General features: G+C 33.9%; 8 protein-coding genes and 2 pseudogenes. 8 read left to right on the top strand and 2 right to left on the bottom strand.

The window, feature by feature from the left end; all coding sequences use genetic code 11:
• Positions 1-10 precede the first annotated feature (10 nt).
• The 8 genes and pseudogenes from PEDSA_RS01440 to PEDSA_RS20035 all read left to right on the top strand — a co-directional run.
• Positions 11-3,073, top strand: a complete 3,063-nt coding sequence (locus PEDSA_RS01440; protein WP_013631371.1) for an efflux RND transporter permease subunit — start codon at positions 11-13, stop codon at positions 3,071-3,073.
• Between the two features lie 221 nt (positions 3,074-3,294).
• Positions 3,295-3,702, top strand: a complete 408-nt coding sequence (locus PEDSA_RS01445; protein ID WP_013631372.1) for a hypothetical protein — start codon at positions 3,295-3,297, stop codon at positions 3,700-3,702.
• Between the two features lie 90 nt (positions 3,703-3,792).
• The gene (locus PEDSA_RS01450) at positions 3,793-4,932 is read left to right on the top strand and encodes a 6-bladed beta-propeller (protein ID WP_013631373.1); all 1,140 of its coding nucleotides are present in this window, start codon (positions 3,793-3,795) and stop codon (positions 4,930-4,932) included.
• A gap of 29 nt (positions 4,933-4,961) precedes the next feature.
• Positions 4,962-6,104: a 6-bladed beta-propeller gene (locus tag PEDSA_RS01455; protein ID WP_013631374.1), complete on the top strand. Its 1,143-nt coding sequence runs from the start codon at positions 4,962-4,964 to the stop codon at positions 6,102-6,104.
• Positions 6,105-6,132: 28 nt separating this feature from the next.
• Positions 6,133-7,395, top strand: coding sequence for a 6-bladed beta-propeller (locus tag PEDSA_RS01460; RefSeq protein ID WP_013631375.1), 1,263 nt, complete (start codon positions 6,133-6,135; stop codon positions 7,393-7,395).
• Positions 7,396-7,470: 75 nt separating this feature from the next.
• A complete protein-coding gene (locus tag PEDSA_RS01465) occupies positions 7,471-7,986 on the top strand; it encodes a hypothetical protein (RefSeq protein ID WP_148233481.1) in 516 nt (171 codons plus the stop codon).
• A 73-nt stretch (positions 7,987-8,059) separates the two neighbouring features.
• A pseudogene (locus tag PEDSA_RS20620) lies at positions 8,060-8,750 on the top strand (IS982 family transposase); the annotation flags it as partial.
• 120 nt (positions 8,751-8,870) lie between these two features.
• Positions 8,871-9,083, top strand: a pseudogene (locus PEDSA_RS20035) (transposase); the annotation flags it as partial.
• 17 nt (positions 9,084-9,100) lie between these two features.
• On the opposite strand, the gene PEDSA_RS01470 reads toward PEDSA_RS20035, so the two are convergent.
• Together PEDSA_RS01470 and PEDSA_RS01475 are read right to left on the bottom strand one after the other, a co-directional pair.
• Positions 9,101-10,582, bottom strand: coding sequence for a TolC family protein (locus PEDSA_RS01470; RefSeq protein ID WP_013631377.1), 1,482 nt, complete (start codon positions 10,580-10,582; stop codon positions 9,101-9,103).
• Between the two features lie 25 nt (positions 10,583-10,607).
• Positions 10,608-12,467, bottom strand: a complete 1,860-nt coding sequence (locus PEDSA_RS01475) for an O-antigen ligase family protein (protein ID WP_013631378.1) — start codon at positions 12,465-12,467, stop codon at positions 10,608-10,610.
• Positions 12,468-12,469 lie beyond the last annotated feature (2 nt).

Consider the following 12,469-nt stretch of genomic DNA (forward strand, 5'->3'; position numbering starts at 1 on the left):
AGATTAGCGTATGGTCAAGTTTCTTATACATAAGCCGGTAGCTGTAATTGTTGTTTTTGTTGCACTAATGCTTTTAGGTATTCTTGCTATAAAAAAAATACCTATTTCTTCCTTGCCTGATATCGATATTCCAGAGATTACTGTTCATGTAAATAATAGAAATTTTTCGGCTTATGAATTGGAAAATACTGTGATTAAACGTCTGCAGGCTTTATTATTTCAGGTGCCGGATATTGCCGACATACATACAGAAACAAAAGATGGCTACTCTATTATTCGCCTGCGGTTTAATTATGGGTCGGATATTAACCATGCATTTCTTGAAGTAAATGAAAAGATTGATCTTTCCATGAATAGTTTGCCTCGAGATATGGAACGGCCAATCGTAATTAAATCGAGTATAACAGACTTGCCTGTATTTTATATTAATCTTCGCTTGAAAAAAAATGATGCATTTAAAGATGCTTCCTTCAGATTTATTGAATTGAGCAATTTTGCTGAAAAAGTTATTAAACGCAGGTTGGAACAGTTGCCAGAGATCGCTTTTGTAGATATTACCGGCATGGTACATTCAGAGGTTTGTATTATCCCGGATAAAGCAATTATGCAGGCATTAAACTTTAAAGATGACGATTTTAAGCGAATTATCGAAAGCAATAACCTGATTTTGGGTAATGTAAGAGCTACAGATAGCGATTTACAATATAACATACGGTTCTCATCGGCGAATATATCCTCAGTTGAAGATATTCGTAATATTCCATTTATCCTTAGGGGAAGAATATTCAAATTAAAGGATATAGCCAAAATTGAAATCAGAAGCCAGGAACCATCAGGAGCATTTATAGCGCATAATGAGCCTGCATTAAGCCTGGCTGTTATCAAGCAACCTGCTTCCAGAATGGAAGACCTGCATGAAAATGTTAAAAAATTGCTCGAAAAGCTCGAGAAGACATATCCGGATATACAATTTGAGCAAACGCAGGACCAAACGGAGCTTCTCGATTACTCAATCAGCAATTTAAAGCAGGATTTACTGGCAGGAAGTTTTTTTGCTTTTATACTCATGTTTTTCTTTTTGAAAAATTTACGGAGTCCTATTTTAATTGGTATATCTATTCCCGTTTCGCTGATACTAAGTATACTGTTTTTTAAGCTGTTTAATATAACTATCAATATTATTTCTTTGGCCGGTTTGGTTCTTGGCGTAGGACTGATGATAGATAATTCAATCATAGTAATAGACAATATTACCCAGTATCGCGAACGTAAATTTGAACTGTCTGATGCTTGTGTAAAAGGAACTAACGAAATTATTCGGCCATTAATTTCTTCGGTACTTACTACCTGTTCGGTATTTCTACCTTTGATATTCTTAAGTGGGATATCAGGTGCTTTGTTTTACGACCAGGCAATGGCTATAACTATTGGTTTGACAGTTTCCCTGTTTGTATCTATTACGCTTCTTCCCGTATTGTATAGATTGTTCCATTTAAAAAAAGTACGATTGATGGAAACCGCCTTTTTTGATAAATATGGGATTACTTTTTTTGAAAGCCTTTATGAGTCTGGTTTCCATTGGATCTTTAAGAATAAACTTGCTTCCCTGTGCATTGTTTTAGCGCTCATTGTTTCAAATATTTTCTTTTTTAATATTTTAAAAAGAGAAAAATTACCCGCTTTTGAAGAAACGGAGATCGTATTGCATGCCGATTGGAACCAAAATATCCATCCTGATGAGAGTGTAAAAAGATTGAAAACGTTAATTAATCTTTTTAAAAAAGAGGATATTTCACAGTCGAACGCGGCAGTAGGGGGGCAACAATATTTGCTAAATAAAGACAAACAACTTTCATTATCAGAAATTGAACTTTATATAAAAGCTAAAGATGTCCAAACTTTAAAAAATATTAAGGAGAAAATACAAAGCTTTATGGCCCTAAATTTTCCTGCTGCCTCTTTTGAATTAAGGCCTCCAAAAAGCCTTTTCGAACGAATATTTGAGAATGGTGAGACCGATCTTGTGGTCCAATTATCACAATCGGGAGATAAATTATTACCCTCTAAAGAAGTGGTAGACCAGGTTGTTAAAAAATTGAATGCCCGATTCCCTGAAATTCATATTAATCAGATTCCTTTACAGCAAACACTTATTTTAAATATCGATCAGGAGAAATTACTATTGTACGATCTTTCTATGGATAAGGTTTATGCCAGATTAAGGAGCTTGTTAAATGTCAGCGAGATTAGTAAACTGGGCAATGGCCCGCAACAGGTCCCTATCGTGGTTAGTTATCCCCCGAGTAATCTTGCGGAAGTTATACATACTGTAACGGTAAGTAATAATAAAGGAATATCTATTCCTGTTTCAGGTTTTTTAAATATGAATGAAGAGGCTTACTATAAGACTATAGAAGGCGGAAGAAATGGTAATTTTATTTCCCTGCCTATTGAAACCTCCAATCCCGAAAAAGTAATTCATTATTTGAATACAGAAATACAGGGAAAGGATAATCTGAAAATTACCTACGAAGGAAGCTATTTCTCGAATAAAAAGCTGGTTAATGAAATGACTATTGTATTACTGGTATCTGTACTTTTACTGTATTTCATTCTGGCTGCGCAGTTCGAATCGCTTATACAACCTTTAATAGTCTTGTTTGAGTTGCCTATCAGTATGAGCGGAGCGTTGATTTTACTGTATGTTTTTAATTCCTCTTTAAATCTTATTTCACTGATAGGTCTGGTGGTTATGTGCGGGATTATTATAAACGATTCGATTTTAAAAATCGATACCATAAACGACTTATGTAAGAATTATGGCTATAATTTAATGGATGCCATTCATACAGCAGGTACCAGGCGGTTAAAATCTATTATCATGACCAGTATGACAACTGTTCTTTCGGTAATTCCTTTTTTATTCGGAAATGATATCGGGTCTGTGTTGCAAAGGCCATTATCATTAGCGCTGATAGGTGGAATGCTGATTGGTACACCAATTAGTCTGTATTTTATTCCTTTGGTTTATTGGTTTTATTACCGAAATTCCGAGTCTCCAAAGAAATTATAATCTATTAAGTATTATAGTATCTCATTTTCCAATTTACCGCCTGTTAGGTTGGAAGAATAATATTACAAGGATTTATACACATTAATGGATTTGGGAGTCCTTTATATTGATTATTGAGATATTTCAACTGATTGCCTATCTGGAGAAAAAATCTGAGTGCAGATTTTCTGCATTGTAGATTGGTAACTTTATAACAATATAAACCTTTTAATTTTTTTTATATGAAAAAACAAAAAAAAGCAATTCCCTTAGTAGCTAAGGTAATTGGAAGTGCTGTATTTCTTTTTGTATTTATTTTTAACATCATGATGTTCGTCCAAAAGAATAGCAACACCAGCAATTTATCTCTTGAAAGCCTGAAAGCTTATGCGCAGACGGGAGGAGAAAATGGGGAAGGGGGAGAAGGAGGGGGAGAGAACAGTACTTGTCCGGAAGGGCTTTCTAAAGGAGATTATTCTAGTGTTCAATTGGGGGAACCTTATCAATGGTGGAATCCAAGTGAAGGAAAATATTATACTTGTTATAATTATGAGAAAACTTTTATATGTAATGAGGATGGCTCAGCATGTGATGATTGTGATAGAGTTGATCAGAACTATAACTGTACTCCAACTTCACCGTCTATTTAAGTGAATGAGTTATAGCTTTTGAAAGAGTGAGTAGTTCCAAGACTTGTGAACTTTTTTAGCTCACAAGTCTTGGAATATAATAATTATTGTATGAAAAGAATAGTAGACTATTTTTTAGGAACCAGCCTGCTAATTTGCAGTATAGCCTGTGGTGACCGTAATGGAAACAGACCTGTTAAATCTACTCCCATTACTTTTGAACCTTACCGGCAGGAAGTTTTTTTGGAAGACATAGCAGATGATTTTTATTATCTACCGTTAGGTTCCACCAACCATTTTTTTATAAGGAATGTTAATCGACTTTTTTTAACAGATAGTACAATTATAGTTGCTGATTTTAGTCAAAAAGCGGTTTTTGTGTTCGATCAACATGGAGTTGCTAAAACTAAAATCAACCGCTATGGACAGGGCCCGGGCGAGTACCCTCAGATGACTGATGTGCTTTTTGACGAAGAGAACGGCTGGATAGAAGTGTTTAGTCCACAAGTAAAAAAAGTGTTTTCTTATGACCAGGAAGGAGGACTGGTGAAAGAAAAAAAGATTTTGGATGGTAAAAGGTCCGGGTTACGCTTTGCCAAACATAAAGATTTTTATGTTTTTGACCGTTGCTGTTATCCCCGGGATAAAAACAGGATGGGGATCTTCTACAGCGATGGAAGCGATATAAAATTTATAAATTCGTATCTGGCAATACCTCCGGCAATCACCGGAATAGGATACTGTGGGGGGAATACGTTGGATACGAACAGGGATTCTTTGTATTTTCTTCCTACGCTTGGTGATACGATTTATTCTGTTAGCAAAGAAGGTGTAAACGCAGCCTACCATTTAGATGTTCCCAAAGAAAACCAAATCCCCAGAACTTTGTTTCAGGAAAAAGCTTTTAAGAACTTTGACGAATATTCGGTCCAAATAGATAGTAAGTGGGTATCTGATCCTACTTGGTTGCTTGTTAACGATAAATATATCTATCTTAATTATTCCTATTCTTCAAGTATGATTAGTCTTTTTTATTCGAAACGGAGCGGAAAAGTGAAACAGATGACATTGTATAAAAGCAGGTTAAACCCAGAACAGAGGCTGTTACATGTAATGAAAGCAAAAAAAGCAGATTATTTTGTCACGACAATTCATCCTACCCAATATGTCAATCTTCCGAAAAAGATAAGGAATAAATTAAATGACAAGAGCAATCCGGTTTTGCTTCTTTTTAAGTTAAAAGACTTTTAGAAGAAAAGTTTATATGGCCATAGCGTAAAATGAAAAGAATAGTAAACTATTTTTTAGGAATCAGCTTGCTAATTAGCAATATAGCCTGTGGTGACCGTAATGGAAACAGAACGGTTAAATCTACTCCTATAACTTTTGAACCTTATAGGCAGGAAGTTTTTTTGGAAGATATAGCAGATGATTTCTATTATCTTCCGTTAGGTACTACATCCAATTTTTTTATACAGGATATCAATAAACTGTTTTTTAGCGATAGTACAATTATTGTGGCGGATTTTCGTCAGCAAACAATTTTTGTATTTGATCAGGATGGAGTTCCAAAGTCCCGGATCAACCGTTTAGGGCAGGGACCGGGCGAGTACCCCCAAATGGCTGATGCGCTTTTTGATGAAGAGAATGGTTGGGTAGAGGTGTTAAGTCCAAAGTTGAAAAAGATATTTTCTTATGATATGGAAGGGAAGCTGATGAGGGAAAGGAAAATCCTGGATGGAAAGAAATCTGGGTTGAGGTTTGCCAAACAAAATGATTTTTATGTTTTTGATCGAGGAACCTTTCCCAGAGGTAAGGATAAAAACCGGCTTGCCATTTATAGTAATGAAGAAAATATGAAGTTTATAAATTCCTATCTGGCCATACCACCGGCAATTATCGGTATGGGATATGCCGGAGGGCGTGCTTTCGATACGAATGGGGATTCACTGTATTATCTTCCTACGCTTGGTGATACGATTTATTCTGTTAGTAAAGAAGGTGTAAACGCAGCCTACCATTTAGATGTTCCCAAAGAAAACCAAATCTCCAGAACTTTGTTCGGGGGAAAAGCTTTTAAGGACTTTGCCGAATATTCGTCCCAGATAGACAGTAAGTGGGTAGATGACCCTACCTGGTTGCTTGTTAACAATCAATATGTATACTTCCGCTATTCCTATTCTTCAAGCATGATTAACCTTTTTTATTCCAAACAGAGCGGAAAGGTGAAACAGTTTGACTTATATAAAAGTAGGTTAAACCCTGAACAAAGACTGATGAATGCGTTAAAGGCGAAAAGAGGCGACTACTTTGTTACAACAATTCACCCTACCCAATATGTCAACCTGCCGGAAAAGATCAGAAATAAATTAAACGACAAGAGCAATCCTGTCTTGCTTCTTTTTAAGTTAAAAGATTTTTAGGGGGAAGCGTGTATAATAACAAAGTGAAATGAAAAGAAAAGGAATTATTCGGGAATTTGCCACGTCATATGTTTCCCAGGTTAATGTAATCTCTTTTATTTATAGTGATAAAACTATTCAAAAAATGAAAATTGTGTCGTTGTTTTGTTCTATAATTTTAGTCGCAGTTTCTTGCAATAAGCTGGAAAAAAAACATATTGCAATCAGTTCTGAATACCAAAATATTAAAGTTAATTTAGAAAATGATTCTATAATCAAGTTTTCCGATATAATTAAATCTTCCTTTTTTTTGAAACTAGAAACAAAAAATGATGCATTAATCGGTAATATCGATAAATTGGTTTTTGACAGTGGAAAGATATTTATAGCAGATAAAGATATTGCAGAAGCAATTTTTATATATAGTGATAGCGGCAAATTTCTTAAAAAAATAGATGGAAAAGGGCAGGCTCCAGGAGAGTTTTTAGAAATTCGAGATTTTACCTTAGATACGGTTAATAAATATTTATATGTCTTAGATTTACAAGGCAGGAAGGTTAATGTATATAATTATGAAGGTGAATTTTTACGTTCCAATCCTATGCCTTTCCTTTTTTCGGCGTTTGCTTATATCAATTCTAATATTTTCGCAATGTCTACTGCTACTGCCTATAATAAGCAAAATCCGAAAATAAATAATCACTATTTAGTGACGGCAGAGTTGAGTGGTAAGATAGTGAGCGCAGAATTTCCTTTTAATAATAAAGAAAGAGATTTTACTTATTTTAATGCAGCTCCCCTTAGAACCTTTGGTTCAAAGGTGTTATTCTACCCACGCTATAGCAATACAATTTATGAGGTAGGTAATAATAGTACAAAACTTTTATATTCCTTGGATTTTAACGGAAAAGGCATTCCTTCAGAAGAGAGGGAGACTTTAAATGATGTTAATTTTTTGAAATTACAAGATTCTTATAGTTATTTCTCAGGAGATTATGCGGATCTTGACCGGTTCGCATATTTTATTGTAAATACTCCTAAGGGAAATCGGAAATTGTTTTTTTCGAAAAAATCAAAGAAAACTCTTATTACAAGTCGCTATCTAATATCTGATCCTATGCATAACTTCATAACGACTCCTATTGCAACAAAAGGCGGAGATACCTTGGTTACATTTGCTAAGTCAATGGAAGTTTTAAATTTGAAGGCATTAGCTGTAGGGAAAGATACTGTCGTAGCTAATCGATTGGCTAATAACTTAAGCTTGAATAGTAATCCTATACTTTTTTTCTATAACCTTAAGGAGTTTTGATATATGAAGAAATATTATTTGATAATACTATTTAGTATCTTTTTTTTATTAAATGTATGTTTGATTACTAAATTTATGCTTTTTAGTAAGGCAAGTAAACAAAAAGAGTCTCTTTTAGAAATGGAAAAGAAGTTTCTTACAGATTTTATTATTAAATATTCATTTAGTTTTCCATCCTTTCCATTATCAAATTCTATCGTTCTTGAAGGAGAAAATGGTCAGAAAGAGTCATTAAAGTCAGTTGTTGGGGAAAGTCAAATAACTATATTAAAAATTTCTCAAAACAATTGCTTCTCATGTATTGAAAGTGAATTTAATGTTCTTAAAAATTTGAAAGGAAATCGTTCCAATATCATAATTATCGCACAATATGACTCTATTAGAGAATTGGCGTTATTAAAGAACAAAAATAATTTGGAATATAAGATATTTAATACTGTTGATCAATTACCGATGGATAAATTAGAGAAGCTAAATGTACCCTACTACTTTACTGTAAATGAAACGTTAAATATGTCTTCGTTTTTTATTCCAGATAAAAATTATCCTTTTTTATCCGAAAACTATCTTATTAATAGAGCTTATAATTAAAAAGTTTGTTTCTAGACTAAATAAAAATTAAATTTATATAAAAGAGAGTAGTTAATATCGTTTTTTGTAGCCTTACTTCAAGTGTTATTTCCCAGGTTTGGTATCTTATAACAGCTTTGTTGAAATACAGCAAAGGGTAGCTGTACCTATGATGCTTTTTCTGAAAGCCAACTGTCTTGGACGCTCACGGAATTAATTTTATAAACTCAACCCACATTAAGGTATGCCATAACAGAGGGATTCATAACCATAAGGTATTTGCTGCTGTAGCCGAACGGGAACAGTGTTCACTGGGCTGGTTTTATGGCTTTAAACTGCATCTGATTATCAATAACAGAGGTGAAATTCTATCTTTCTACTAAACAAAAGGCAATGTTGATGACAGAAATGTGAAGCTGATGAGCTCCATGACAGAATATATATTTGGTAAACTATTCGATGATAAATGCTATATATCAAAGGCACTAGCAGATTTATTTGGGGGGAAACGGCATACAGATGATTACCAAACCACGGAAAAATATGGAAAGAATTCAATATCTCCCAAGCAGATAAAATCATGCTCAGAAAGAGAGCTATTATTGAATGTGTAAACGATGAATTACAAAATATTTGTAAGCTGCCGCATACCAGAATCGCTCTATAAACAACTTTTTAAATGAATAGAATGGGAGTACTTTGTGCTTATCATTTCTTCCCTAAAAAAACCTTCTCTGAATATCGGTTTTGAAACAAATGATAAGCAATTACTTTTAGCCGCTTAAACCGACATTTCTCAAAATAGAAGACGGATAAAACTCCCACTCAGATACATGTATCGGAAATACCAGAGCGAAAGATTGAGGTTGTAAGGCAAGACAAGAGAAATAACAGGTTTTCTTCAGAAGGCAACTCTCAGATCTGCTTTGGTAAACATTGAATGTGTCAATGATGAACTAAAAAATATCTGCAAGCTCCAGCACACCCGTCACCGTTCGATCAATAACTCCCTAATGAATACAATGGGGCGTACTTTGTGCTTATCTTTCTTCCCTAAAAAAACTTCTCTGAATATCGCTTTTGAAACAAATGATAAGCAATTATTATTAGCTGCTTAACCCGAACTCAGGTTAAACTAATTAAAATCCAAATCAGAAAACTCAATATTTTTATTTTTTTCAAAATCATAGAGCGTTAATCTTCGCATAAGATAATATAGCGACCAATAATTTTTGAGGTTGTTGATATGGTCGGTTACTGCCCTGTCTTTATCAAGTTGGGCGTTATTAAAATCTGTAAAACTAATGCTGCCTAAAGCGTATTTTTGTTTAGCGATATCATAGCGTTGTTCTGCCAGCTTGCGTGTTTCGAGTGCAATAGCAATCTGTTCATTTTGCATCTTCCATTTCAATACCTGATAGTATATTTCCTGTTCGGCGGAAAGTTCTAGTTGACTAATATTATTATTTTCAAGTTCAAGATTAGCCTCGGCCTTTTTACGGTTTGATTTGTTTACGCCCCAATCCACCAAAGGAATGCTGAAACCAATAGTTACTGATTGATTACGTAACAGGTTTTCATAAGCATACTGTAATTCACTTCCACGTTGCGTCACTCCAATATTTGCTCGGAGAGTAACAGATGGTCCGGTTTCTGATCGGGTTCGCGCTACAGCTCTTTCGGCTTCGAGCCTTCGACGCTGAATTTCTATTATAAATTTCCTGTTAGTTTTTGCCTTTTCCAATGCCACGTCTGGGTCGATCTCAAAAGAACTAACTTTGTCTGGCAACTCAAGTGCTGTTTTATCATCTTTTTTCAAATTGAGGAAACGGACAAGATTCTGTTTTGCGGTTTCTAATCTTAATAAAGAATTTGCTGCCGCTTTTTTTGCATTTAGTAAACTTACTTTAGATTGTAAAACTTCATTAAGCAGTACTGTGCCGATTTCAAAGCGAGATTGTGTTATTTTAACTAAAGTGTCAATATTTCTTAAGTTTTGATCATCCAGTTTTTGTTGAATATCAGCTGATAATAACTCAAAATATTTTTCAATTGTATTATAGGAAATAGCTTCCAGATTTTCCAGATAAGCTCGTTGTGCCTCCTGTAATCGCAAGGGTTCAATTAACTTTTGCCATTTATAATCATTATAGAATAAGTTGTTTTGAAAGTAACTTAAGGAAAAAGGAACCGATGTATATGCTGAATTTTTTTGAGTTCCAAAATTATCGATTCTACGCAGAGAGGAAGATGCCGATATTCGCCCTCCTGTTAAGCCAATGTTTTGCGAAAGGTCTGCACTGAGTCCGGAATTAGCTACATTTTGGCTGACAAAGCTATTCTCTCCTGATGGTAGCGTAATAGTATTTATAGTTCTGTAATAGTCTGGTAGTGTTCCGTTTAAAGAAAGTTTTGGTAGAAAACCAGCTTTGTATGATTGATAATTCCAATGTGAAGATTTAGCGGTATTCAGAGCAATTTTATAATCGAGAGAGTTTTTTTGTGCGAGTTGAATAGCTTTATTAAGAGAAAGACTGTCCATGGATTGCGAATACGCCTTAAATAAAGCAGTAAAAAAGATATAGAGTGTAAAAATAAGTTTAAGATAATTCATCATTCATTTTTTTGTTAAAAATATGATTCTAATTACTTGAATGCGCTATAAGTCTCCTTATATCATCTTTCATTTCTTTTATTGCCGGTGATGGTATTTTAGGATTTGTAGATAAAATATTCTGAGAAACTTCTTTGGCTTTATCTATCTGCTTTGTGTTAAAATAAAGTTTAGCTAATAAATATTTACTATACAATCGATTGGGGATCATATTTGATGCAAGTATTAGAAAATATTCAGCTTTGTTGTATTCTTTTATAGCTATATAAGCCTCTGCAAGATTGATGCAAATAAAAGGATCTGACATATATCGATTCGCTTCCCCAAGTATGGAAATTGCCTCTTTATATTTTTTTTCATCTAATAAAAGTTTACCATATTTTGCTCTGAAATTTGCATCTGTTTTTAAACTCGGATACAATTCGGAGAATTTAGCGGAAGACTGATTCTCATTCGTATATATTTTCCATGTGGTGTAAGCATTGAATTTATTTTTTGCCTTAAGAAATAAGGTAATTGATCCGGAAAAAAGCAAAATACCGATTATTAGAGAGAAATTTTTAGAGAATTTTTTTAGATGTATTTGATTTGCTTCAATATCATTAAAAGCTGATAATAAGGCTAAATTGATAAAAAAAACAATATGTACCGCAAGAACATCAAACGGGTAGGAAAATTGTCCGCAAATAATTATCGCAATTATTGATGCTGCAACACCTACGCCGAAATAGGCGTTAGATTGAACTTTGAATGTGTTTTTATAAAATTGTTTAAAAATAGAATAAAGTATTGCAATGAACAGAGCCAACCCTATAATACCTTGCTCCGTAAAAATCTGGATGAAAATATTATATGGATAATAAACTTTATCTGCTAATTCGATCTTTTGAGGATCCCGATTGTCGGCCGCAAAGTATGTCGCCTGATAGGTATTGTAGCGACTTTCAAAATTGCCATAACCTATTCCTGTAAGTGTATTCTGTTTTATGATGTCTGTACTAATTTCCCAAACTAATAAACGCCCGTCTGCTGATTTAGGTTTCAGATGATATAATGCAAGTAAAAAGAGAAAACCTGTAAACAGAAGACCTCCAAGTGCAAAAACTGTTTTTCGAATAGTAAAGAAACGAAATACCTGGTATTTATAGAAAATAATAAATAAAGCGGCAGCTACAGTACCGAACCATGCAGCTCTTGTATAAGTAATGGGTAAAATAAGTGTCCCTGCAAGTGTTGCGGAAAGGGAAATAAATTTTATGATAGTGGCATGAGGCGATCCTTGAGGATATAAAAGATATGTAGCAAAAGTAAGTGGTAATAAGGCAGTCAGATAATTTGCATAAGGCGCAGGGCTTTTAAATTGACCCGTTACTTTGAAGAACATATCATTGGGGTTTACTAAATCATATAATTGAAACAAACCATATAAAGAACTTGATAATAGAATGACAGCTGTTAGCAATATTTGATAATATACAAATTGTTGTAGTTGTTTAGGATTGAGAGTAGTGACGTATGTTTTGAGAATCAAATAGAGTATCGTCAGACAAATATAGTTAGAAAGCTTATCTGAAAAAAAGTCGTCTTGACTAAGTCCTTGTTTGATCAATATATACAGTAAAGTAACAACAATTAAGATGTCTGTTAAATTGATTTTCGCGGCTTTGATGTATATCATATTAGTTATTAAACCAACCGAAGTAACCAGTAAAAGAATACTCATTTGTAAGTAGAATACAATTTTAGGACCTGTTACAAACGCATTAACCATTATGCTTTGTGGAACTATGAAAGAGATTGTTAGAAATGTGCTGGTTAACAATACCATAAGCCACATATAGATATGTTTCCTTTTAGAAGATTGTTTGGGATTTGCGGTGATATTCATTT

It is taken from the genome of Pseudopedobacter saltans DSM 12145 (assembly GCF_000190735.1).
Taxonomy (GTDB): domain Bacteria; phylum Bacteroidota; class Bacteroidia; order Sphingobacteriales; family Sphingobacteriaceae; genus Pseudopedobacter; species Pseudopedobacter saltans.

Bases quoted from the DNA above. Each gene is read 5' to 3' on its own strand.
- PEDSA_RS01440 (WP_013631371.1), top strand. From the start codon at position 11: ATGGTCAAGTTTCTTATACATAAGCCGGTAGCTGTAATTGTTGTTTTT.
- PEDSA_RS01445 (WP_013631372.1), top strand. From the start codon at position 3,295: ATGAAAAAACAAAAAAAAGCAATTCCCTTAGTAGCTAAGGTAATTGGA.
- PEDSA_RS01450 (WP_013631373.1), top strand. From the start codon at position 3,793: ATGAAAAGAATAGTAGACTATTTTTTAGGAACCAGCCTGCTAATTTGC.
- PEDSA_RS01455 (WP_013631374.1), top strand. From the start codon at position 4,962: ATGAAAAGAATAGTAAACTATTTTTTAGGAATCAGCTTGCTAATTAGC.
- PEDSA_RS01460 (WP_013631375.1), top strand. From the start codon at position 6,133: ATGAAAAGAAAAGGAATTATTCGGGAATTTGCCACGTCATATGTTTCC.
- PEDSA_RS01465 (WP_148233481.1), top strand. From the start codon at position 7,471: ATGCTTTTTAGTAAGGCAAGTAAACAAAAAGAGTCTCTTTTAGAAATG.
- PEDSA_RS01470 (WP_013631377.1), bottom strand. From the start codon at position 10,582: ATGATGAATTATCTTAAACTTATTTTTACACTCTATATCTTTTTTACT.
- PEDSA_RS01475 (WP_013631378.1), bottom strand. From the start codon at position 12,467: ATGAATATCACCGCAAATCCCAAACAATCTTCTAAAAGGAAACATATC.